This is a genomic window from Methylobacterium sp. 1A, from assembly GCF_058072805.1.
The window spans coordinates 2,952,214-2,973,974 of sequence record NZ_JBYQVE010000001.1; the positions used below are offsets into that span (position 1 = coordinate 2,952,214).

The 21,761-nt window shown below is 72.5% G+C and carries 19 protein-coding genes; 15 read left to right on the forward strand and 4 right to left on the reverse strand.

Annotation, left to right across the window (positions count from 1 at the left end; genetic code table 11):
- Positions 1-96 precede the first annotated feature (96 nt).
- From pncB to ACX9MN_RS14510, 7 genes are all read left to right on the forward strand, one after another.
- Positions 97-1,389: a nicotinate phosphoribosyltransferase gene (pncB, locus tag ACX9MN_RS14480; protein ID WP_489724762.1), complete on the forward strand. Its 1,293-nt coding sequence runs from the start codon at positions 97-99 to the stop codon at positions 1,387-1,389.
- 279 nt (positions 1,390-1,668) lie between these two features.
- On the forward strand, positions 1,669-3,123 hold the full coding sequence (locus ACX9MN_RS14485) for an MmgE/PrpD family protein (protein WP_489724763.1): 1,455 nt from the start codon (positions 1,669-1,671) through the stop codon (positions 3,121-3,123).
- Between the two features lie 114 nt (positions 3,124-3,237).
- Entirely contained in the window at positions 3,238-5,325 is a 2,088-nt protein-coding gene (locus tag ACX9MN_RS14490; RefSeq protein ID WP_489724764.1) for an AI-2E family transporter, read from the forward strand.
- A 107-nt stretch (positions 5,326-5,432) separates the two neighbouring features.
- On the forward strand, positions 5,433-6,221 hold the full coding sequence (hisN, locus tag ACX9MN_RS14495; protein ID WP_489724765.1) for a histidinol-phosphatase: 789 nt from the start codon (positions 5,433-5,435) through the stop codon (positions 6,219-6,221).
- Positions 6,222-6,267: 46 nt separating this feature from the next.
- Entirely contained in the window at positions 6,268-7,395 is a 1,128-nt protein-coding gene (locus ACX9MN_RS14500) for a hypothetical protein (RefSeq protein WP_489724766.1), read from the forward strand.
- An 87-nt stretch (positions 7,396-7,482) separates the two neighbouring features.
- Positions 7,483-8,928 carry a YcjX family GTP-binding protein gene (locus ACX9MN_RS14505; protein WP_489724767.1) on the forward strand — a complete coding sequence of 482 codons (1,446 nt, stop codon included), beginning with the start codon at positions 7,483-7,485 and terminating at the stop codon, positions 8,926-8,928.
- 28 nt (positions 8,929-8,956) lie between these two features.
- Positions 8,957-9,985 (forward strand): YcjF family protein, encoded by a 1,029-nt coding sequence (locus ACX9MN_RS14510; protein WP_489724768.1) that lies wholly within the window; start codon positions 8,957-8,959, stop codon positions 9,983-9,985.
- 8 nt (positions 9,986-9,993) lie between these two features.
- Here ACX9MN_RS14510 and ACX9MN_RS14515 read toward each other — a convergent pair whose 3' ends face one another.
- The 3 genes from ACX9MN_RS14515 to ACX9MN_RS14525 form a co-directional block, all read right to left on the reverse strand.
- Positions 9,994-10,221: a hypothetical protein gene (locus ACX9MN_RS14515; protein WP_012319110.1), complete on the reverse strand. Its 228-nt coding sequence runs from the start codon at positions 10,219-10,221 to the stop codon at positions 9,994-9,996.
- A 154-nt stretch (positions 10,222-10,375) separates the two neighbouring features.
- On the reverse strand, positions 10,376-10,927 hold the full coding sequence (locus tag ACX9MN_RS14520) for an RBBP9/YdeN family alpha/beta hydrolase (RefSeq protein WP_489724769.1): 552 nt from the start codon (positions 10,925-10,927) through the stop codon (positions 10,376-10,378).
- 46 nt (positions 10,928-10,973) lie between these two features.
- Positions 10,974-12,047 carry an apurinic/apyrimidinic endonuclease family protein gene (locus ACX9MN_RS14525; protein WP_091680382.1) on the reverse strand — a complete coding sequence of 358 codons (1,074 nt, stop codon included), beginning with the start codon at positions 12,045-12,047 and terminating at the stop codon, positions 10,974-10,976.
- Between the two features lie 113 nt (positions 12,048-12,160).
- On the opposite strand from ACX9MN_RS14525, the gene ACX9MN_RS14530 reads away from it, so the two are divergent.
- The 6 genes from ACX9MN_RS14530 to ACX9MN_RS14555 all read left to right on the forward strand — a co-directional run bounded on the left by ACX9MN_RS14530 (position 12,161) and on the right by ACX9MN_RS14555 (position 18,721).
- The gene (locus ACX9MN_RS14530; protein WP_091680380.1) at positions 12,161-13,351 is read left to right on the forward strand and encodes a YihY/virulence factor BrkB family protein; all 1,191 of its coding nucleotides are present in this window, start codon (positions 12,161-12,163) and stop codon (positions 13,349-13,351) included.
- 99 nt (positions 13,352-13,450) lie between these two features.
- Positions 13,451-13,861 carry a peptide-methionine (R)-S-oxide reductase MsrB gene (gene msrB / locus ACX9MN_RS14535; protein WP_020095375.1) on the forward strand — a complete coding sequence of 137 codons (411 nt, stop codon included), beginning with the start codon at positions 13,451-13,453 and terminating at the stop codon, positions 13,859-13,861.
- A gap of 318 nt (positions 13,862-14,179) precedes the next feature.
- Positions 14,180-15,169 (forward strand): hypothetical protein, encoded by a 990-nt coding sequence (locus ACX9MN_RS14540; protein WP_091680378.1) that lies wholly within the window; start codon positions 14,180-14,182, stop codon positions 15,167-15,169.
- A gap of 231 nt (positions 15,170-15,400) precedes the next feature.
- Positions 15,401-16,774, forward strand: coding sequence for a dicarboxylate/amino acid:cation symporter (locus ACX9MN_RS14545; RefSeq protein ID WP_026605282.1), 1,374 nt, complete (start codon positions 15,401-15,403; stop codon positions 16,772-16,774).
- A complete protein-coding gene (locus ACX9MN_RS14550) occupies positions 16,774-17,712 on the forward strand; it encodes an ROK family protein (RefSeq protein ID WP_489724770.1) in 939 nt (312 codons plus the stop codon). The genes ACX9MN_RS14545 and ACX9MN_RS14550 overlap by 1 nt, the downstream gene beginning before the upstream one ends.
- Before the next feature lie 112 nt (positions 17,713-17,824).
- Entirely contained in the window at positions 17,825-18,721 is an 897-nt protein-coding gene (locus tag ACX9MN_RS14555) for a bestrophin family protein (protein ID WP_100252332.1), read from the forward strand.
- A gap of 3 nt (positions 18,722-18,724) precedes the next feature.
- Here the strand turns inward: ACX9MN_RS14555 and ACX9MN_RS14560 are convergent, their stop codons facing one another.
- On the reverse strand, positions 18,725-19,306 hold the full coding sequence (locus ACX9MN_RS14560) for a histidine phosphatase family protein (protein ID WP_489724771.1): 582 nt from the start codon (positions 19,304-19,306) through the stop codon (positions 18,725-18,727).
- Positions 19,307-19,492: 186 nt separating this feature from the next.
- Between ACX9MN_RS14560 and ACX9MN_RS14565 the strand changes: the two genes are divergently transcribed.
- Positions 19,493-20,518: an ArsR/SmtB family transcription factor gene (locus ACX9MN_RS14565; RefSeq protein ID WP_020095369.1), complete on the forward strand. Its 1,026-nt coding sequence runs from the start codon at positions 19,493-19,495 to the stop codon at positions 20,516-20,518.
- A 56-nt stretch (positions 20,519-20,574) separates the two neighbouring features.
- Positions 20,575-21,495 (forward strand): methylenetetrahydrofolate reductase [NAD(P)H], encoded by a 921-nt coding sequence (metF, locus tag ACX9MN_RS14570; protein ID WP_489724772.1) that lies wholly within the window; start codon positions 20,575-20,577, stop codon positions 21,493-21,495.
- Positions 21,496-21,761: the final 266 nt, after the last annotated feature.

Genomic DNA, 21,761 nt, shown 5'->3' on the forward strand with positions numbered 1-21,761 from the left:
CGCGGGCGGTCTCCGGGCGGAGGCCGCCCGTCTTCTTGACGTGTGCAGTCCCGGCATGCGCTCTGCGCGTTCCAAGCGCGGCAGAGTGCCTGACGAATGCTCGATCTGGCGAAACGGGTCTACGATCACAGTTTCCGCATCGACCCGATCGTGCGGTCGCTCCTCGACACCGATTTCTACAAGCTCCTGATGGCGCAGACGATCCTGCGCCGGCACCCCGACATCCAGACCACCTTCGGCATCACCAACCGCACCCGCCGGATCCGGATCGCCGACGAGGTCGATGCCGGGCTGCTGCGGGAACAGCTCGACCACGCCCGAACGCTGCGCCTCAGCAAGGGCGAGATCACGTGGCTGCGGGGCAACGTGTTCCGCGGCCAGGGACGCATCCTCGGCCCCGAATTCGTCTCCTGGTTCGAGACCTTCCAGCTCCCCGAATACGAGCTCGCCGTCCATGACGGCCAGTACGAGCTGACTTTCCACGGCCCCTGGGTCGAGACCACCATGTGGGAGGTCCCGGCGCTCGCGATCCTGAACGAGCTGCGGGCGCGGGCCGTGCTGCGGGGCCTCGGCAAGCTCGACCTGCAGGTGCTCTACGCCCGCGCCATGACCCGGGTCTGGGAGAAGATCGAGCGGCTGCAGAGGCTTCCGGACCTGTCGGTGGCGGATTTCGGCACGCGTCGGCGCCACGGATTCCTGTGGCAGGACTGGTGCGTGCAGGCCATGGCGGAGGGCCTGGGCAGCGCGTTCCTCGGCACCTCCAACTGCCTGATCGCGGCCCGGCAGGAGGTCGAGCCGGTGGGGACGAACGCCCACGAACTGCCGATGGTCTACGCGGCGCTCGCCGAGGACGACGCGGCGCTCGCCGCCGCGCCCTACGCGGTGCTCGCCGACTGGCAGGAGGATTACGGCGGCAACCTGCTGGTGATCCTGCCCGATACCTACGGAACAACCGGGTTCCTGACGAACGCCCCCGACTGGGTCAGCGACTGGACCGGCATCCGCATCGACTCGAAGGACCCGATCGAGGGCGGCGAGGAGGTCATCCGCTTCTGGCAGGATCGCGGGCACGACCCGCGGGAGAAGCTCGCGATCTTCTCGGACGGCCTCGATATCGACGAGATCGAGCGCATCCACGCCCGGTTCCACGGGCGCATGCGCATCGGCTACGGCTGGGGCACGCTGCTCACCAACGATTTCCGCGGGCTCCTGCCGGACGGCAAGCTCGACCCGGTCTCCATCGTCTGCAAGGTCACGCAGGCCGACGGCCGGCCGACCGTGAAGCTCTCCGACAATCCCACCAAGGCGCAGGGCCCGGCCGACGAGGTCGCCCGGTACCGGCGCGTCTTCGGCGTGGGCGTGCAGGAGGCGTTGCCGGTGGTGGTGTGAAGGGGGGTTCGTACCGTTTCCGGTTGATCAGATCGGTTCCGCCGTCCTTGCGAGCGGAGCGAAGCAATCCAGATAGCGCCACGCTCCCTGCTGTCCCGCAGCCCTGGGTTGCTTCGCTCCGCTCGCAAAGACGGAGCGGGCCGCACCGACCGAAGCGTTCAACCGGAAACGGTATCAGACCCGGCCGTGTGAAACACGGATGCTGCCGACCCCGGGATGAATTCATTATCATGTCCGGCAATCGGAGCCGCCCCGGGCGGCCCCATCCGGGAGAACGCCATGTCGATGAATCGCCGCTCGCTCATCGGGGCCGCGGGCCTCGCCCTGACGGCGCCCGCCCTGCAGGGGGCGCAGGCGGCCGAGGCCGCGAAGCCGGCCGCGAAGGCAGCGCCGCCGCACGTCACGAAGATCCTCGCGCAGTGGATCCTGGGATCCTCCTACGACACGCTGCCGGAGCCCGTCCGCCGCGAGGGCGTGCGCAGCTTCCTCAATTGGGTCGGGGTGGCGATCGGCGGCTCGCACCACGAGACCGTCGACGTGGCGGTCTCGGCGCTGCAGCCCTTCTCGGGGCCGCCGCAGGCCGGGCTGTTCGGCCGGACCGAGCGGTTCGACATCATGAACGCCGCCTTCCTCAACGGCGTGTCGAGCCACATCTTCGACTTCGACGACACCCACCTGAAGACGATCATCCACCCGGCCGGCCCGGTCGCCTCGGCGATCCTGGCCTACGCGGCGATGAAGCCGGTCTCCGGCAAGGACTTCCTCGACGCGCTGGTGGTCGGGATCGAGGCCGAGTGCCGGATCGGCAACGCGGTCTACCCGAACCACTACGATGCCGGGTGGCACATCACCGGAACCGCGGGCGTGTTCGGATCGGCCGCCGCCGCCGGCAAGCTGATGGGGCTCACCGAGCAGCAGATGGTCTACGCCCTCGGCCTCGCCGCCTCGCAGCCGGTGGGCCTGCGCGAGTCGTTCGGCTCGATGAACAAGAGCTTCAACCCGGGCCGGGCCGCGTCCAACGGGTTGTTCGCCGCGATCCTGGCGGCCAAGGGCTTCACCTCGTCGGACGGCATGATCGAGGCCAAGCGCGGCTGGGCCAACACGATCTCCACCAAGCAGGACTGGTCGCAGATCACCGACGGCCTCGGCACCCGCTACGAGGCGCAGCTCAACACCTACAAGCCCTTCGCCTGCGGGATCGTCATGCACCCGACGATCGACGCGGCGATCCAGATCCGCGACCAGGACCACGTCAGGCCGGAGGACATCCAGCGCGTCGACCTGAAGGTCCACCCGCTCGTCCTGGAGCTGACCGGCAAGACCGCGCCGAAGACCGGCCTGGAGGGCAAGTTCAGCATCTACCACGCCGCCGCGGTGGCCTTCGTGGAGGGCGCGGGCGGCGAGAAGCAGTTCAGCGACCGGTCGGTGAACGATCCGCGGGTGGTGGCCCTGCGCCAGAAGGTGGTGCCGGTGATCACCCCCGGCGTCGATCCCGCGCAGGTCGACATGACCGTGACGCTGAACGACGGGCGGACGGTCCACCGCCATATCGAGCACGCGATCGGCAGCGTCGAGAAGCCGATGTCGGACGCGCAGCTGGAGGCGAAGTTCACCGACCTCGTCGCCGGCATCCTGCCGGACGCGCAGGCCAGGAAGGTGATGCAGCTGTGCTGGTCTCTGCCCGAGCTGAAGGATGCGGGCGAGGTGGCGCGGGCCGGCGTCGCGGGGGCCTAACCTGAACGCGAAACCCTCGGGATCGATTTCGCGTCCTGTGCCGTTCCCCGTCCGCGAGGCTTCCGCCGCTCCCGGCGGCCGCCCGCGCGTGGCGTTCGGGACGTGGATCACGGTATGGGCACGAGAACCCCGGTCGGGGTCGAACCGGTAGCACGGCCCGGGACTCCCCTGATCCCGCCGCGGCCGACCCGCGTCGCCGCGGCCGAGACGCCGCGGGCCGCCATGGCGTCGCCGGTCGTGGTCGGCGCCACCATCATCGCCGCCCTGTATTTCGGCCGCGAGATCTTCATCCCGATCGCGATCGCGCTGCTGCTGTCGTTCGTGCTGACGCCGCTGGTGAACCGCCTGCGGCGGCTGCGGCTGCCGCGGCTGGTGGCGGTGGGCGTCAGCGTGCTCCTGACCGTGGGCATCGTGGCCTCTCTGGCGACCCTGATCGGCATCCAGGCGGCCGATCTCGCGGGGGACGTCCCGCGTTACCGGGCCACGATCGAGCGCAAGATCAACGGCCTGCGCGACTCGCCCGTGGGCCACGTCACGGAATACGTCGCCAATATCGGCCGGGCGCTGCACGGCGGCGCCAAGGAGGCCGGGAGCCCGGAGGCGCAGCCGGCCGCGCCACCGCCGGCAACGCCGCCGTCGACGCCCTCGGCGGCTCCCGAGCCGGCCCAGGCCGCGCCCAAGCCCGTCCTCGTCGAGGTCGCCACGACCCCGCCGGGCTCCCTGGAGATGCTCTCGACCGTGCTCACGCCGGTGATGCATCCCCTGGCCACGGTCGGCATCGTCTTCGTGGTGCTGCTGTTCGTGCTGATGCAGCGCGAGGACCTGCGCGACCGCATGATCCGGCTGGCCGGATCGAGCGACCTGCACCGGACCACCGTGGCCATCGACGACGCGGCCAAGCGCCTGAGCCGCTACTTCGTGGTCCAGCTCGCCCTCAACGCCGCCTTCGGCGTGGTCATCGGCATCGGCCTCTACCTTATCGGCGTGCCGAACCCGGTGCTCTGGGCGATCTTCGCGGCCCTGATGCGCTTCGTGCCGTATCTCGGGGCGGTCCTGTCGGCGATCCTCCCGATGGCGCTCGCCGCGGCGGTCGATCCCGGCTGGAACATGATGATCGCCGTGGCGATCCTGTTCGTCGTCCTGGAGCCGCTGACCGGCCAGGTCTTCGAGCCGATCTTCTACGGGCAATCCACCGGGCTCTCGCCCTTCGCGGTCCTGGTCTCGGCCCTGTTCTGGACGTGGCTGTGGGGGCCGGTCGGCCTGCTGCTCTCGACGCCCCTGACCGTCTGCCTCGTGGTGCTCGGACGCTACGTCGAGCACCTGGAGTTCCTGGACGTGCTGTTCGGCGACCGGCCGGCGCTGACGCCCGTCCAGAACTTCTACCAGCGCATCCTGGCGGGCGATTCCGAGGAGGTACTGGGCCATGCCGAGCTGATCCTGCAGCAATGCTCGCTCTCGTCCTACTACGACGACGTCGTGCTCAAGGCGCTGGAACTCGCCGCCCGCGACGCGGCCCGCGGGGTGCTGACCGCGCAGCAGAAGGGCGCGATGCGCGCCGCGCTCACCGAGCTGATCGCCGACCTCTCCGACCGCAGCGACGCCGTCGCGGGGGCGACGGGCGACGGCGAGGAGAGCGCCTGCAGCCCGCTCCCGATGGGGCCGGCCCCGGAGGCGCTGCCCGCCGCCTGGACGCGCGAGGGCGCGGTGCTGTGCGTGGCGGGGCGCGGCTTCCTGGACGAGGCCGCGGCCGCGATCCTCGCGCAGATCCTGGAGAAGCGCGGCCTCGGCGTCCGCACGGTCCCGTTCGCCGAGACGGCCTCCGTGCGGATAGGCCGGTTCGAGGCCGGGCCGGCGCGGATCGCCTGCGTGGTCTCCCTGGCGCTCGACGGCGAGCCGACGCACCTGCGCCGCCTGATCCGCCGGCTGCGCGGCCGGGTCCCGGGCGTTCCGGTCCTGCTCGGCCTGTGGCTCGCCCAGGACAGCGGGGCGAACCGCCTCGCCGGCGGGCCGGGGGGCACCGAGGCCGACGCGCAGGTCGGATCGCTGCGCGAGGCCGTCGAGGCTATCCTGGCGGCCGCGCAGGAGGACGCGACCTGCGCGACCGCGACGGACGCATCGACGGACGCATCGGCGGACACATCGGAGGACACGTCGGACGCCCGCGGCCAGGCGGCGCGTCTGCCCGCGCCGGCCGGGGCGTGAGTCGCGGATGCGCGGGGCGGGGGCTTGACGGGCAGGGGCGCGCGCCGGTTTCGTCGGGACGGGCCGGTTGGCCGGGCGGCCTTCGGGCGGAACAGGGGACGGAACGGATGAGCGTCGTCGAACTCGGCCGGTTCATGGACGACCTCGCGGACGCGTCCGGGAAGGCGATCCTGCCGTTCTTCCGCGCCCAGTTCGGCCTGGACGACAAGGCCCGCGGCGGGGCGCCGTTCGATCCGGTCACCGAGGCCGACCGGGCCGCCGAGGTCGTCCTCCGGGCGATGATCGGCCAGACCTTCCCGGGCCACGGCATCCTCGGCGAGGAGTTCGGCGCGGAGCGCACCGACGCCGAGTGCGTCTGGGTCCTCGACCCGATCGACGGCACCCGCGCCTTCATCGGAGGCCTGCCGACCTGGGGAACCCTGATCGGGCTGACCCGAAACGGCATGCCGGTGCGGGGGATGATGCACCAGCCCTATCTCGCGGAGCGGTTCACCGGGGACGGGCGCAGCGCCAAGCTCCGCGCGCCGGCGGGCGAGCGGACCTTGCGCACCCGCCGCTGCGGTGACCTCGCCCAGGCGATCCTGGCGACCACGGATCCCCGGCTGTTCGCGGCCGGCGACGAGGCCGAGCGATTCCGGGCGCTGGAAGGCCAGGTGCGGATGTCCCGCTACGGCGCGGATTGCTACGCCTACTGCATGCTGGCGGCCGGCCAGATCGACCTCGTGGTCGAGGCCGGGCTCAAGCCCTACGACATCGTCGCGCTGATCCCGATCGTCGAGGGGGCGGGGGGGCGGGTCACCGCCTGGGACGGCGGCTCGGCCGCCGGCGGCGGCCGCGTGATCGCGGCCGGCGACCCGCGGCTGCACGAGGCCGCGCTCAAGGTTCTGAACCCGTGACGCGCGTCCGCATCGAGCCCGTCCGCCGCCGCGAAGGCCCGACCGCGTGCTGCTGAACGCGCTGATCCTGATCACGACCCTGGTGCCGCATGCCGAGGCCGGCGCGGACGCCCTCGCGCGCGCCCTTCCGCCCCCGGCGACCGTTTCCGCTCCGGCCGACAGCCCACCCCCGCGCTTCGACCCCGCGACCCGCTCCGTGTCCAACTGGCACGCCCAGACCGGCGCGCAGCTGACGCCGCGGGCGCTGGCGATCACCGCCTCGCTGGCCGACGATCCGCCCTACGTCGCCCGCTGCGTGCGGCTCAACAACGGCTGGTGCATCAAGTCCGCCCGCTGGTCCGGCGAGATCGGCGCCGACGGGGAGGGCCACACCGCCTTCGCCACCCTCGACGACGGCGCCGACGCCGCCGCGAGCCTGCTGCGGCGCTACTACCGCGACTACGGCCGCCGCACGGCGCTGGCCATCGTGCGCCGCTGGGCGCCGGCCGAGTGCCGCGTCGGTGCCGCCCCCGCGCGGCCGGGCCGGGCGGTGGCGGCGCCCGCCGTTTCGGCGGCCCTCGCGCCCCGCGGGCTCGGGCGGACCCTGCGGGCGCGCTACCTCGCCGCGCACCGCCCCGGCGGCGCGCCGCGGGGCCGGGCGGCCCTGCGGGTTCAGCCCTGGTCGCCGCTCGCCCGGATGGCCGGCCGCCCGACCCGACGCCCGGTCGCCATCCCGCGGGTGGCGATGCTCCAGCCGGTTCCCGACATCGCCGCGGGCATCTCCGCCTCCACCGGCCGCCCGGCCGGGAGCGTCGCCGACCCGTCGGCGCTGCTCGACCGGAAGCCAAGTCGCGTCCCGAGTGCCGACCGGATGGTCGCAGAATCCGCGCTGCTGCCGGCGATCGCGGCCGGCCTGCCGGTCCTCGACCTGCGCCTGCCGGCTCCGCTCTGCACCGGCGACGAGGTCAGGATCCAGGCCTACGCCAACCGCATCAGCGCCAGCGTCGGCCTGAAGCCCGGCGACGACCTCGACCTGTTCGGGCCGGACGGCGCGCCGCGCGCCAATCTGGCGCCCGTGATGCTGGCGATGTCGGCGGTGGAGCTCGGCACGCTGCGCGCCGGCCCGGACCTCGTCGCCGGGGCGATCGCCCGGCTGAAGCCGCCCACGCCGGCCGCCAGCACCGCGCCGCCCTAGGGGAGGCTTCCCGGGCGGCAAGCCTTGCGGTTCCGGCCCGCCCGCGCCACCTCTGCCCGGCCCGTTCCCCTTACCACGAGCCCGCCCGTGCCCCTGATCGACCTTGCCGCGCGCGCCGGCTCGGCCGTCAAAGCCTTCGCCGAAGCCTCGCACGACCTGCTGGTCCAGCCGACCCTGCGGCTGGGCGTGACCGGGCTCGCGCGCTCGGGCAAGACCGTGTTCACAACGGCGCTGATCCACCACCTCGTGGAGACCCACGCGCTGCCGGCCTTCGCGCCCGCCCAGGAGGGTCGCCTGCGCCGCGCCAAGCTGGTGCCCCAGCCCGACGACGACGTGCCGCGCTTCCCCTTCGAGGAGCATTTCGCGACGCTCACCGAGGCGCGGCGCTGGCCGCGCTCCACCGACCGGATCAGCCAGTTCCGCCTGGAGATCGCCTACGAGCGCGCCGCCGGCTGGCGCACCGGCCCCGCGACCCTGATGCTCGACGTGGTCGACTACCCCGGCGAGTGGCTCCTCGACCTCGCGCTGATCGAGACCAGCTACACGGCGTGGTCCCGGGCCACGATCGGCGGCACCCGCCGGCCCGGCCGCGCCGCCGTGGCCGCGCCCTGGCTGGAGGCGCTGAAGGGCTTCGACCCGAACGGCCCCCTCGACGAGGTCGCGGCCGAGCGGGCGAGCGACGCCTTCAAGACCTACCTCGCGGGCCTGCGCGCCGGCCCCGAAGCCGTGGCGACGACGCCCCCGGGCCGGTTCCTGATGCCGGGCGACCTCGCGGGCTCGCCGGCGCTCACCTTCGCGCCCCTCGACCGGCTCACCGAGACGATCGCCCCCGACAGCCTCGCCGGGCTGATGGAGCGGCGCTTCGAGGCCTACAAGGCCAAGGTCGTGACGCCGTTCTTCCGCGACCATTTCCAGCGGGTCGACCGGCAGATCGTGCTGGTGGACGTCCTGTCGGCGGTCGATGCCGGGCCGACCGCCCTGGCTGAGCTGGAGGAGGCGCTGGACGCGGTGCTGCTCAGCCTCAACATCGGCCGCAACACGGTGCTGTCGCGGCTGTTCGCGCCACGGGCCGACCGCGTGCTGTTCGCCGCCACCAAGGCCGACCATCTCCACCAGACGAGCCACGACCGGCTCGACGCGCTGCTGCGGCTACTCGTGTCGCGGTCCATGCGGCGGACGGAAGCCGCGGGCGCCCGGGTGGGCACCGTGGCGCTGGCCTCCGTGCGCGCCACCCGCGAGACCACCGTCCACGACGGGTCGGAGACGCTGCGGGCGGTGGCCGGCACCCCGGAGGCCGGCGAGGTGGTGGGCGACGAGGTCTTCGACGGCAACAGCGAGGCCGCGATCTTCCCGGGCGAGCTGCCGGCCCGCGCGGAGGCGGTGCTGGAGGGTGCGGTCGAGCCGGGCTCGCTGCGCTTCCCGCGCTTCCGGCCGCCGCTGGTACGCCCGGACGGGCTCGGCCGCGCCGGGCACCTGCCGCAGATCCGGCTCGACCGGGCGATGCAGTTCCTGATCGGCGACCGGCTGGCGTGACGATGTGTGCGATGCGGAGCCCGCGACCATGACCTCCGGCCAGAAACCCCGCGCCTTCCGGATCGGCCCCGAACCGGTCGGCGAGCCGAGCGTGACCACGACGCCGCTCGGACCGCGGCCGCCGCAGGCCCGGATCGTCGAGGAACCCTTCGAGATCCTCGACGCCGCCGACGGCGTCGCCGTGCCGGTGGCGCCGCGCTCGCGCTCCCCCTGGGGTGCCCTGTTCCTCTCGGCGGTGGGCGGCCTCGTCTCCCTGGGCGTCGGCCTGTCGGTCGAGCGGATGATCAGCGACCTGTTCCAGGCCGCCCCCTGGCTCGGCTGGGTGGCCCTCGCGCTGCTGGGCCTCGCCGCGCTGGCGCTGCTGGCGATCGTGGTGCGGGAACTCGCCGGCCTGCGGCGCGAGCGCAAGATCGAGCGGCTGCGCCAGTCGGCGCTGGACGCCCTCGCCACCCGCGACCACACCGGCGCGCAGGCGGTGGTGCAGGCGCTCTCGACCTTCTACGCGGACCGCGACGCCCTGTCGGCGGGCCGCGCCCGGATCGACGCCGCCGCCGACGCGATCCTCGACGTCGACGACCGGATCGGACTGGCCGAGCACGAGCTGCTGGCCGGCCTCGACCGGCAGGCGCGCAACGCCATCGCGACGACGGCCAAGCAGGTCTCGGCGGTGACGGCGCTCAGCCCGCGGGCGATCGTCGACGTGGCGTTCGTGGTGTTCGCGGCGGTGCGGCTGCTGCGCCGGATCGCCGCGATCTACGGCGGCCGGCCGGGCTTCCTGGGCTTCCTGAGGCTGGGGCGCGCGGCGCTCGCGCATCTCACGGTCACCGGCGGCATGGCGGTGGGCGAGAGCGTGATGCAGCAAGTTCTGGGGCTCGGGATCGCCGCCCGGGTCTCCGCCAAGCTGGGGGAGGGCGTGCTCAACGGGCTGATGACCGCCCGGTTCGGGCTCGCGGCGCTCAACGTCTGCCGGCCGCTGCCGTTCGTGCGGGAGGCCCCGCCGCGGCTCGCCGACGTCGCCGGCGAGCTGCTGCGCTCGGCCGAGGCCGAGCCGAAATAGGGGCGGGGCTACTTGGCGCCCGCGGCGGCGCGGCGGTTGGCGATGCGCGAGAACATGTTGCCGGTGTAGTCGGCGGTCTTCGGCTTCTCGGGCTCGCCGAGCTTGGCCTCGAAGGCCTCGATCCGCTTGAGCAGCGTCACGTCGTTGAACAGCGAGCTGTTGAAGTTGCTCTGGGCCCGGGGGCCGAGGGCGGTCTGCACCGCTTCGAGTCGTTCCAGAAGCTCTTTGCGCGTCACGGTGCTCTCCAGGGGCGGCTTCGGGACGAAGAACCGCCCGTGCCGCCACTGAAGAGGGCGGTGGTAAACAGCGCGTTAATACGACCCGTGCCGGTCCCATCCCGCCGAGCCACGGGGACGCCGATCGTCCTCGCGCGCCGCAGGGCTCGCAGGCTCAGAGCCCCTTCAGGAACCCGGCGAGCCGCATCAGCCCCTCGGGCCAGGGGCCGTGCCCGCTCGCCACGTTGAGGTGGCCGGATTCGCCCGCGTCGACCGTGAGCGCCCCCCAGGCATGGGCAAAGTCGTCCGCCCGCTCGTAGCGGCAGTACGGGTCGGTACGGCTGGCGACCAGCAGGGACGGGAAGGGCAGGGGATCGCGCGGCACCGGCGCGAAGGCCCGGACCGCGTCGGGCAGGCCCGGCGCTTCCTCGACGTCCGGGAGCGCCACCAGGAGGGCGCCGCGCACCACCCCCGTGGGAAAGCGCGGCACCGCCTCGACGCACGCCACCACGCCGAGGCTGTGGGCGATCAGGATGACCGGCCGCGTCGCCGCCGCGACCGCCTCGGCGATGCGGCCGCACCACGCCTCCGGGGTCGGTTCGTGCCACTGGTCCTGCTCGACCACGCGCGCGGTGGCGAGGCGGCCCGCCCAGCGGGCCTGCCAATGGTCCTCCTCGGAGCCCCCGAGCCCCGGGACGATGAGGATGTCGCAGTCGGCGGTCTTCATACCGGGATGCCTAGTGCGGACCGACGGACGCGTCGAGACCGTCCCGTCATTCGGCCGCGATCGGCGCCGCTCCCTCGAGGGCCAGGATGTGTCGGGCGATCTGCACGGAGGCGCGGTTCTTCGCCTTGGCCTCGATCTCGAAATCCGCCCAGGCAAGGTGCCGGGCGACGAGGTCGTTCACCGCCCGGTTCCACATCATGTCGGAATGGGCCGCGAGGTCGCGGACCGCGTGGCCGGCCGCGCGCAGGGCCGGGAAGTCGGGCAGGGCGTCCGGATCGCAGGCGGCGGAGACCGCCTCGCGCGACACGCTGATATGGGCCACGGGCCGGACGCCGCGCCAGGATTCCTGCACCCGGGCGATCCGGGGATCGTCCGGCTCGAGATACTCCCCGCCGCTCTCGACCCAGTGGTGGTGCAGGTCGAGCACCACGGGCACGAGGTCGGCGAGCCGCAGCACCGCGTCGAGGCCGAACACGTTCTCGTCGTTCTCGACCGTCACGAGGTCGCGCGCCACCCGGCTCGCTCGGGGCAGGGTCTCGCGGAAGCCCTCGACCCCCGGGTCGCCCGCGCCGACATGGATGTTGATATGGGCGCCGTGCGGATGCCAGCCGCCGCCGTAGCCCATCCGGTCGAAGATCTCAGCGTGGTAGTCGAGTTCGGACAGGCCGTTGGCGATCGCCGCCGGGTTGCGGCTCGCCAGCAGGCAGAACGGTCCCGGGTGGAAGCTCAGGCGCACCCCGAGCCGGCGGGCCAGCGCGCCGGCCTCTGCGAGGCCGCGCTCGACCAGCGCCGCCATCTCGGGCTCGGCGTAGAGCGGCTGCGCGATCGGGTGGGTGTAGCCCGGAAGGACGTTGCTCGCCATGCGCAGGAGGCGCTCCAGCGGCGGCCGGGCCCCGACCCAGGCGATCTGGCGGGCGAGGGCGTCGAGGTTGTGGGCGACGAGCCCGGTGAGCTTCACCCGCCGGGCGGCCGGCTCCAGCTTCGTGAGATGGGCCATAGTCACGCTGGTGAGGTTCATGTGCAGCGTGGCCTCCCGCTCCGCCTTGAGGGTGGCGTGGGTGCCGGGCGGCTCGTCCAGGACGAACTTGCAGCAGAATCCGAGTCGGGGCTGATCGCGCATAACGAGCACAACGCGCGGAGGGCCGCGGCGTCCCCGCGCGACGCGCGGAACGGCCGCGGCACGACGACGTTGGGAGTCCCGAGCGCGGCAGTTCCGCGCACTGGCCCCGATCCATGCCCCCGTCACCGTCGCGTTCGACCGGCCCCTCGGAGGGCGGCTCGATCCTCTGGATCCTGATGCTCGGTTCGGCGCTGGTCGCCCTCGCGGCGGCGCCGGCGCGGCGCCGCGTGCCGGCGGCTCTCCCCGCCGACGAGCCGCCGCTCGACCGCGATCCGTCCTGCGACGATCGGGGCCTGCGGAAGGGCGTCGCCGCGGGGGCGCGCTCGATCTCGGGGCGCGCCGCGCAGCTCACCGCCGCAACCCAGCCGGAGCGCGGCCGCGCCGCCGACAGCCCCGTCGAGATGACGCGGTCCGGCTGGAAGGACATCGTCGTCCGGGTCTACCTGGAGTTCAACAAGGACCGGGTCCTGGCGGTCGCCGCCGGGGTGACCTTCTACACGCTGCTGTCGCTGTTCCCCGCCATCGCCGCGCTGGTCTCCTGCTACGGCCTCTTCGCCGACGTGACCGTCATCAACGATCACCTCGCCCAGCTGCACGCGGTCCTTCCGTCCGGCGCGGTCGAGCTCATCGGCGACCAGGTCAAGCGCATCGCCGCCAAGGGCAGCGGCTCCCTCAGCATCACGTTCTTCTCCAGCCTGCTCCTGTCGATCTGGAGCGCCAACGCGGCCATGAAGGCGATGTTCGACGCGCTGAACGTGGTCTACGAGGAGGAGGAGAAGCGGAACTTCTTCTGGCTCAACCTCCGCTCGCTCACTTTCACGGTCGGCGCCCTGCTGTTCATCATCGTCGCGCTCAACGTGATCGTCGTCGTGCCGGTGATGTTGAACTTCCTGGGCCTCGGCTCGACCGCGTGGCTGCTCGCGGCCCTGCGCTGGCCGGCGATCCTGATCGTCCTGCTCGGCGGCCTGTCGGTGCTCTACCGGTTCGGGCCGAGCCGGGAGCACGCCCGCTGGCGCTGGGTCGGGTTCGGCAGCGTCGTCGCGGGCCTGCTCTGGCTCGCCGCCTCGCTCCTGTTCTCTTGGTACGTCGCCAATTTCGGCACCTACAACGAGACCTACGGGTCGCTCGGCGCCGTGATCGGCTTCATGACGTGGATCTGGATCTCCTCGACGATCGTGCTGCTCGGAGGCGAGATCAACGCGGAGCTGGAGCACCAGACCGCCCGCGACACTACCACGGGCGCGCCGCTGCCGATGGGCGCGCGCCGGGCGCGGATGGCCGACACCGTCGGCGCCGCCGCCTGAACGCCGCGTCTCCGATCCCGGAGACGCCCTGCGGCATCCTCCGGGACTGCCGGATAGGGCGCGCGATCCCTATATAGCGTGGCGAGAAGGGAGATCGCCATGGCCGACACGCCGACCACCAGCCCGGAGACCCGCAGCGACGCCGAGTGGCGCTCGGCGCTGACACCGGAGCAGTACCGGGTCCTGCGCGAGCACGGCACGGAGCGGGCCGGCACGAGCTGTCTGCTCGCCGAGAAGCGGGCCGGGACCTTCACCTGCGCCGGCTGCGGTCAGCCGCTGTTCGAGCAGGGCACCAAGTTCGAGTCCGGAACGGGCTGGCCGAGCTTCTTCGAGCCCCTCGACGGCGCCGTCGAGACCACGGTGGACCGCAGCCACTGGATGGTCCGCACCGAAGTGCACTGTGCGCGCTGCAAGGGCCATCTCGGCCACGTCTTCGACGACGGCCCGGCGCCGACCGGCCTGCGCTACTGCATGAACGGCGCGGCGATGAATTTCGAGCCGGCTGAATGAATCGCGGGGGCCGCTAACCTGGGTTCGAAAACGCGGCGCGAAAGCCGGGATATCGGGGACAGGGACCGCCGGGGCCGGATCCTCGAGCCGATCCGGTCTTGATTTCGTCGCGTTTTTGCTTAGCGCTCTATAGTCTCAGAATGTCGCTGTCCGGTGATTGGCGACGGAAGCGGTCAGGCTCTGGCGAATACGGCGTGGCAGTCAGCTTATACGCCGTGCGGGCCGGCTCCACGTGCCCCCTTCCGTGCGGCCCGGCGGCGCTGAGGGCTGTCCGCCGGATCGGCGCGCCGCCGACCAAGCGGGAGGGGTTTTGAGTTCATGAGCACCGTTCGCCGATTTCTGGTCGCACCATCCCTGGTCCGCCTGATCCGCAAGGAGCGGGGTGGCGCCCGCATCACCGAGGGTCACTTCGCGCCCCAGGGCGGCCGGGCCTCCTACGTGCGCGTCGACGGCCAGGTCTGCCAGCTGGTCCTGGTGAACAAGGGGCCGGACGGCGTCCCGGTCGAGGAGCGCACCGACGTCCCGCGCGCCCACGGCGACGCCCTGCTGGACGTGTGCCCCGGCAAGGCCGCCTACGACCGCACCACGCTGAATGCCGGCGGGCGCGAGATCGCCATCGACCGCTACGTCACCCCCGGCAGCCTGGACCTGATCAGCGTCACCTTCGACGATGACGGCGAGGCCGCCGGCTTCCACGCCCCGAGCTGGTTCGGCCGCGAGGTCAGCAGCGAGCCGGCCTTCGAGCGGGCGGCCCTGGCCATCCAGGGCGTGCCGGCGGCCGAGGAGGTGGCGCTGAGCAACGCCGCGCTGGACGCGGTGCTGGACCTGATCGAGCCGCGCTTCGGCTTCGGCCGTTACGGTAGCAGCAGCAGCCGGAGCACCGAGTCCGACGAGGGCGCGATGGGTGCTATGCGCCGGGCCGCGGCTCCCGCGGCGCTGGCCGCCGCCGCGCCGGTCGTCGCCGCCCCGCCGCCGGCTCCCGAGCCCGCCGCGGCCGCCCCGCGCCCGCCCGAGCCGGCCCCGGAGCATCACCCCGAGCCCGAGCCGCAGCCGGAGCCCGCGCCGGAAGCGGCCGCGCACGCCGCGCCGGCCGCCGAGACGCCAGCCCCGCAATCCGGCAGCGGCGACGCCCTGCACGGGGATGCCCGCATCGACGACGTCATCGAGAGCCTGTCGCAGGCCCTCGGCGCGGCGATCCACCAGCAGCCCGATCCCGCCGCCGAGAACAAGGACGGGAAGAGCGAGGATCCCGCCTCGATGTTCGAGCGCTGGACCGTCCGCCCCCGCCGGACCCAGCAGCAGACCTGACCCGCGTCGCAACGACGCGAGGCACGGCCGGGCCGCAGCGCAGATCGCGCTGCGGCCCGTCTGTTTTCGCGGGTCCGCGGCTCTCGGATACGAGAGATCTTCGTCCGGGAATGACAGGTTTTTGTCACGGATGGTTCCGGGCGGATAAGCGTGCAGCCGTTGAGGCGCCGGGTGATAGTCGCTAGCGTGCCGGCAAATCGGGAGGGTGCGCGGTCGTCGCACGGGATGGACATGGCACAGGCAATCCAGGCGACGGCTCCCGCCGCAGCGCCCCGCGAGCCCTGGTACAAGGTGCTCTACATCCAGGTGCTGATCGCCATCGCGCTCGGCGTCCTGCTCGGCTGGTACGACCCGGCCACCGGCAAGTCGATGAAGTGGCTCGGCGACGCCTTCATCGGCCTGATCAAGATGATGATCGCGCCGATCATCTTCTGCACGATCGTCCACGGCATCGCGTCGATCGGTGACCTGAAGAAGGTCGGCCGCGTCGGCCTGAAGGCGCTGGTCTACTTCGAGGTGGTGTCCACCATCGCGCTGCTGATCGGCGTCATCGTCGGCGAGGTGATCCGGCCCGGCGCCGGCTTCAACGCCGACCCGTCGAAGCTCGACGCCAGCAAGGTCGCGACCTACGCCAGCAAGGCGGCCGCCGATTCCACCGTCGCCCACATCCTGGCGATCATCCCGAAGAGCTTCCTCGACCCCTTCGCCACCGGCGACCTGCTGCAGGTGCTGCTGATCTCGATCCTCACCGGCGTCGTGGTGACGAATCTCGGCGAGCGCGCGGCCTCGGTGAACCACGCGATCGACACCGCCGGCCAGATCTTCTTCCGGATCATCGGCATCGTCGTGAAGCTCGCCCCCGTTGGCGCCTTCGGCGCCATGGCGTTCACGATCGGCGAGTACGGCATCCAGAAGGTCTACGACCTCGCGTGGCTGGTCGGCACCTTCTACATCACGGCGATCCTGTTCGTGCTCGTGGTGCTCGGGACGATCGCCCGGGTCGCGGGCTTCTCGATCCTGCGCTTCCTCGCCTACATCAAGGACGAGCTGCTGATCGTGGTCGGCACGTCGTCCTCCGAGACGGTGCTGCCGCAGCTCATGACCAAGATGCGCCGCCTCGGCGCCTCGGACTCGGTCGTCGGTCTCGTGGTCCCGACCGGCTACTCGTTCAACCTCGACGGCACCAACATCTACATGACGCTGGCGACGCTGTTCCTGGCGCAGGCCGTGGGCGTGGACCTGTCGATCAGCCAGTACGCGACCATCATCCTGGTGGCGATGCTGACCTCGAAGGGCGCATCGGGCGTCACGGGTGCCGGCTTCATCACCCTGGCGGCGACGCTCTCGGCGATCCCCAACAGCCCGGTGCCGGTCGCCGCCATGACCCTGGTCCTCGGCATCGACAAGTTCATGTCCGAGTGCCGCGCGCTCACCAACCTCGTGGGCAACGGCGTCGCCTGCGTGGTGGTCAGCCGCTGGGAAGGCGAGCTCGACGTCGCCAAGCTCAACGAGGTGATGGCCCACCCGGTCGCCATCGGCACCCACATCGCCGACGAGTCGCCGCAGCCGATGGGCACCGACAGCAAGGTCGCCGCCGCCGAGTGATGGGATCGCCGACGGCGGAGAACGCAGGTCGCCCGCGCCTCGGCATCGATCTCGGCGGCACCAAGATCGCCGGGATCGTGCTCGGCCGGGACGGGTCGACCCTGGCCGAGGCGCGGATGCCCGCCCCGCGGGGCGCCTACCGGGCCACCGTCGAGGCCGTGGCCGACCTCGTCCTGCGTCTCGAGGCCGAGGCCGGCACGCCCTGCAGCGTCGGCATCGGCATGCCCGGGAGCCTGTCCCCGGCGACGGGCCTCGTGCGCAACGCCAACTCGCACTGGCTCAACGGACACCCGTTCGCGGCCGATCTCGGCGCGCGCCTGGAACGCCCGCTCCGGATCGAGAACGACGCCAACTGCCTGGCGGTGTCGGAGGCGATCGACGGCGCCGGCGCCGGGGCCCGCGTGGTCTGGGCGGTGATCCTGGGCACCGGCGTCGGGTCCGGCATCGCCCTCGACGGTCGGGTGCTCACGGGCCGCAACGGCATCGCGGGCGAGTGGGGCCACGGCCCCCTGCCGGCGCCCCGCGACGACGAGCGGCCGGGCGCCGCCTGCTACTGCGGTCGCCGGGGCTGCGTGGAGACCTGGCTGTCCGGTCCCGGGCTGGCGGCGGACCACGCGCGGCGGCACGGCGGCAACCTCACCGCCGAGGCGGTCGTCGCCGAGGCCCGGGCCGGAAGCCCGGCGGCGCGGGAGACGCTCGCCGTCCACCTCGAGCGCCTCGGGCGCGCGGCCGCCCAGGTGGTGAACCTCCTCGACCCGGACGTGATCGTGATCGGCGGCGGCCTGTCCCGCATCCCGGAGCTGATCGCGGGCCTGCCGGCGGCGATCGCCCCCCACGTCTTCTCCGACGCCTTCGACACGCCCGTGCGAGCGAGCCTGCACGGCGACGCGTCGGGCGTGCGCGGCGCGGCGTGGCTGTGGGAGGCGGAGACCGTCTGAGACCCGTCCGCGGCCCGGCCTTGGTCGATCGAACTGCCGAGCTCACAGAGACGTCGGTTGCGGGACCGGAGGGCGCAGGGCAGGACGGCAGCACCGCATCGCCGAAGCCCCGATGATCGTCCGCACCCGGCCCAACCTGCTGACCCTGCTGTTCACCCTGCGCGGCTCGATCGTGCCGCGGGTGGCGCCCAAGCTCGCGGGGATCGTCGCGGTCTCGTGCGCGGTGGTGTGGGCGGAATCGCGGTGGCCCGCGCTGTTCCCGGTTAGCGCAGGGGTGACGCCGTTCACCGTGGTCGGCCTCGCCCTCTCGATCTTCCTGAGCTTTCGCAACAACGCCTGCTACGAGCGCTGGTGGGAGGCGCGGAAGCACTGGGGCAACCTGATCGGCGAGGTGCGCAACCTCGCCCGCGCCCTCCCGGCCCTGCTGCCCGAGCGGGAGGCCGCGCTCCAGCTCCGGCGCCTGTCGGCCTTCGCGCACGGCCTCCACGCCCGCCTTCGCGACCTGGACGAGGCCGCCGCCGTCGACCGGACGAGCCCCGGATCGGACCTGTCCGGCCCGAATCCGACCGACTCGGTCCTGGCCGCCATTACCCGCGACCTCGCCGCGCTGACGCGCGCGGGCCGGCTCAGCGACATCCAGTTCGGCCTCCTCGAGGCCCGGATCGAGGCGCTGTCGGGCGTGCACACCGCCTGCGAGCGGCTCGCCAACACGCCGCTGCCCTTCGCCTACACGTTGCTCGTGTACCGGACGGCGTGGCTCTACTGCCTGCTCCTGCCGGTGGGCCTCACCGGCTCGCTCGGCTGGGCGACCCCGGTCGTGGTGGCGCTCGTGGCCTACACGTTCTTCGGCCTGGACGCTCTCGGGGACGAGCTCGAGGAGCCGTTCGGCACCGAGCCCAATGACCTGCCCCTCGACGCCATGGTCCGCGCCGTGGACCGCATCGTCCACCACGCCCTCGGCGAGCCGATGCCCCAGGCGCTGGCGCCCGACGGGTACTGGCTGCGCTAGCGCCTACCCGTTCCAGGCGCGCAGCACCGGCTCGGTGCGGTCGTGCTCGTAGCCGAGCACCGAGACGCTCGCGGTGCCGAGGACGAGGAGCGCGCCGCCCCGCGGCTCCAGGCCGATCCAGCGCGCGGCCAGCACCCGCAGAAAATGTGCGCTGGAGAAGACGATGAGGTCGGCGTCGCGGGCGCGGGCCCGGGCGATGACCCGGTCCGCCCGGGCACCGACATCCGCCGCCGTCTCGCCCCCGGGGCAGCCGTCGCGGAACAGCCGCCAGTCCGGCCGCTCGGCCAGGATCGCCTTCGTGGTCCGGCCCTCGTAGGCGCCGTAATCCCACTCCGCGAGATCCGGGTCGATCGCGCGGCGGTCGCCGAAGCCCGCCAGCGCGCAGGTCGTGGCCGCCCGGCTCGACGGGCTCGACCACACCTCCGCGTAGGCGCGGCGCGCCAGGCGCGGTGCGAGGGCGCGCGCCGCGTCCTCGCCCTCCGGCGTCAGGGGGATGTCGCTGCGCCCGGTATGCTGACCGGACCGGCTCCAAGCGGTCTCGCCGTGGCGGACCAGCGTGATCTGCGGGAACGGGCTCTCGGCCATGCGTGCCTCCCCGGGCACGCGGTCCGCGGCCCTGTCATCGATCCAGTCATCGACCCTGCCATTAACGCCGCCGCCGCGCTTCGGTCTCATCGGTTCGGCAATGCCGTCGGGAGCCGTCACGCGCCGACGTGGACCCGATCAAGATCGTGCTTGCGCCCGCGGGAAAACGGACATAAACATATCTTTATGTCTATCGAACGCAGGCAAGAAGCGGGGTCGATCCCCTTTCCGGAAGCCCTGGGCGTCCTGCGTGCCGCCGCGGAGGAGACGCGCCTGCGCATCCTGGCGCTGCTCGTCGAGGGGGAACTGTCGGTGTCCGACCTCACCGACATCCTGGGTCAGTCGCAGCCGCGGATCTCCCGCCACCTCAAGCTCTTGGTGGAGGCCGGGCTGGTCGAGCGCCACCGCGAGGGGGCCTGGGCGTTCTTCCGGCTGTCCGACGCCCGCGCCGGCCTGGCGGACCCGCTCCTGTCCGGTCTCGACCGGACCGCGCCGCCCCTGTCGGAGGACCGCGCGCGCCTCGACGCCGTCCGGGCGCAGCGGGCGGATGCCGCCACGACCTTCTTCGCCCGGCTGGCCCCCAAATGGGACGAGCTGCGCTCCCTGCACGTGCCCGAGGCGATCGTGGAGGCCGCGGTGCTCGACGCCCTGGGCGACCGCCCGATCGGCAGCCTGATCGATCTCGGCACCGGCACCGGCCGGATGCTCGGCCTGCTGGCGCCCCGGGCCGGCCGCGCTACCGGGCTCGATTCGAGCCACGCCATGCTGTCCGTCGCCCGGGCCAACCTGGAGCGCCAGGGCTTGGCAAGGGTGGACCTGCGGCAGGGCGACATCCACGCGCCGCCCTTCGCGCGGGCGAGCTTCGACCTCGTCGTGGTCCATCAAGTACTGCACTATCTCGACGACCCGGCCCGGGCGCTCCGCGGGGCCGCGCGGCTCGTGGCGCCGGGCGGCCGCCTGCTGGTGGTGGACTTCGCGCCGCACGAGCTGGAATTCCTCCGCACCGGGCAGGCCCACCGGCGCCTCGGCTTCTCCGCCGAGCAGGTCTCCGGCTGGCTCGCCGAGGCCGGCCTCGCGACGGTCGCCACCCGCGATCTGACGCCGCGCGAGTCGGGCCAGCTCACCGTCACCCTCTGGCTGGCCCAGGACGGGCTGGCTCAGGACGGGCTGGCCGACACCGACACAGAACAGCCTCAGCGCGCCGTCGCCTGAGACACTGACCTCCGCAGACTTCGTCTGAACCGACCGACATAGAGGACGAGACCCTGATGCGCCGCTCCACCCACCGCGCCAGCCGCGACGGCTACCACCCGATCCGCGTCTCGATCGAGTTCTTCCCGCCGAAGACCGACGAGATGGAGAAGATCCTCTGGAACTCCATCGAGCGCCTCGCGCCGCTGCAGCCGAGCTTCGTCTCGGTGACCTACGGCGCTGGTGGCTCCACCCGCGAGCGCACCCACAACACGGTCGCCCGCATGGTCCGCGAGACCGGCCTCAAGCCCGCCGCCCACCTCACCTGCGTGGACGCCTCTCGCGACGAGATCGACGCGGTGGTCCAGTCCTACTGGGACGCGGGCGTGCGCCACATCGTGGCGCTGCGCGGCGACCCGGCCGAGGGTGTCGGCCACGCCTACCGGCCGCACCCGGAGGGCTACGCCTCGACCGCAGAGCTGGTGAAGGGGATCAAGCGGATCGGCGACTTCAAGATCTCGGTCTCGGCCTATCCCGAGAAGCACCCCGAGGCGGCCTCCCTCGACGCCGACATCGACGCCCTGAAGGCCAAGGTCGATGCCGGGGCCGACCAGGCGATCACCCAGTTCTTCTTCGAGAACGAGATCTACCTGCGCTACCTGGACAAGGTCCGGGCCGCCGGGATCACGATCCCGATCATCCCGGGCATCCTGCCGGTGCAGAACTTCAAGCAGGCGGCGAACTTCGCCCGCCGCACCGGCGCCTCGGTGCCCTACTGGCTGGCCGCCCGGTTCGAGGGGCTGGAGGACGACGTCGAGACCCGCCGGCTCGTGGCCGGCGCGGTGGCGGCCGAGCAGGTGCTCGACCTCGTGGACGAGGGCGTCAACGACTTCCACTTCTACTCGATGAACCGATCGGATCTGGTCTACGCGATCTGCCACCTGCTCGGCCTGCGCGCTCAGGCGCCGAAGCTGGCGGCCGCGAAGGCGGCGGCTTAACTTCTCGGGGCCGCGGTCCGTCATCGCGAGCGCAGCGAAGCGACCCAGGGCAGCGCGACCTCCGTGAGCGTGGCGCGGCTGGATTGCTTCGCTGCGCTCGCAAAGACGGCTTGTGTCCGAGACAGCAGCCAGGGCACGCACGAGAGACCGAAGATCCCCCTCCACCTCGTCCTGAGGGGCCGCGTGAGCGGCCCCGAAGGAGGGTTCCAGGGAACACCGAGATATCTGGAGGCCTCCAAGGCCTCCGCTTCGCTCCGGCACCTCAG

Excerpts from the sequence above, each read along its gene's own strand:
- hisN (WP_489724765.1), top strand. The coding sequence starts at position 5,433 with ATGAGCGTCGTCGAACTCGGCCGGTTCATGGACGACCTCGCGGACGCG.
- ACX9MN_RS14540 (WP_091680378.1), top strand. The coding sequence starts at position 14,180 with ATGAGCACCGTTCGCCGATTTCTGGTCGCACCATCCCTGGTCCGCCTG.
- ACX9MN_RS14545 (WP_026605282.1), top strand. The coding sequence starts at position 15,401 with ATGGCACAGGCAATCCAGGCGACGGCTCCCGCCGCAGCGCCCCGCGAG.
- ACX9MN_RS14550 (WP_489724770.1), top strand. The coding sequence starts at position 16,774 with ATGGGATCGCCGACGGCGGAGAACGCAGGTCGCCCGCGCCTCGGCATC.
- msrB (WP_020095375.1), top strand. The coding sequence starts at position 13,451 with ATGGCCGACACGCCGACCACCAGCCCGGAGACCCGCAGCGACGCCGAG.
- metF (WP_489724772.1), top strand. The coding sequence starts at position 20,575 with ATGCGCCGCTCCACCCACCGCGCCAGCCGCGACGGCTACCACCCGATC.
- ACX9MN_RS14490 (WP_489724764.1), top strand. The coding sequence starts at position 3,238 with ATGGGCACGAGAACCCCGGTCGGGGTCGAACCGGTAGCACGGCCCGGG.
- ACX9MN_RS14565 (WP_020095369.1), top strand. The coding sequence starts at position 19,493 with ATGTCTATCGAACGCAGGCAAGAAGCGGGGTCGATCCCCTTTCCGGAA.
- ACX9MN_RS14560 (WP_489724771.1), bottom strand. The coding sequence starts at position 19,306 with ATGGCCGAGAGCCCGTTCCCGCAGATCACGCTGGTCCGCCACGGCGAG.
- ACX9MN_RS14525 (WP_091680382.1), bottom strand. The coding sequence starts at position 12,047 with ATGCGCGATCAGCCCCGACTCGGATTCTGCTGCAAGTTCGTCCTGGAC.
- ACX9MN_RS14530 (WP_091680380.1), top strand. The coding sequence starts at position 12,161 with ATGCCCCCGTCACCGTCGCGTTCGACCGGCCCCTCGGAGGGCGGCTCG.
- ACX9MN_RS14555 (WP_100252332.1), top strand. The coding sequence starts at position 17,825 with ATGATCGTCCGCACCCGGCCCAACCTGCTGACCCTGCTGTTCACCCTG.
- ACX9MN_RS14510 (WP_489724768.1), top strand. The coding sequence starts at position 8,957 with ATGACCTCCGGCCAGAAACCCCGCGCCTTCCGGATCGGCCCCGAACCG.
- ACX9MN_RS14485 (WP_489724763.1), top strand. The coding sequence starts at position 1,669 with ATGTCGATGAATCGCCGCTCGCTCATCGGGGCCGCGGGCCTCGCCCTG.
- pncB (WP_489724762.1), top strand. The coding sequence starts at position 97 with ATGCTCGATCTGGCGAAACGGGTCTACGATCACAGTTTCCGCATCGAC.
- ACX9MN_RS14520 (WP_489724769.1), bottom strand. The coding sequence starts at position 10,927 with ATGAAGACCGCCGACTGCGACATCCTCATCGTCCCGGGGCTCGGGGGC.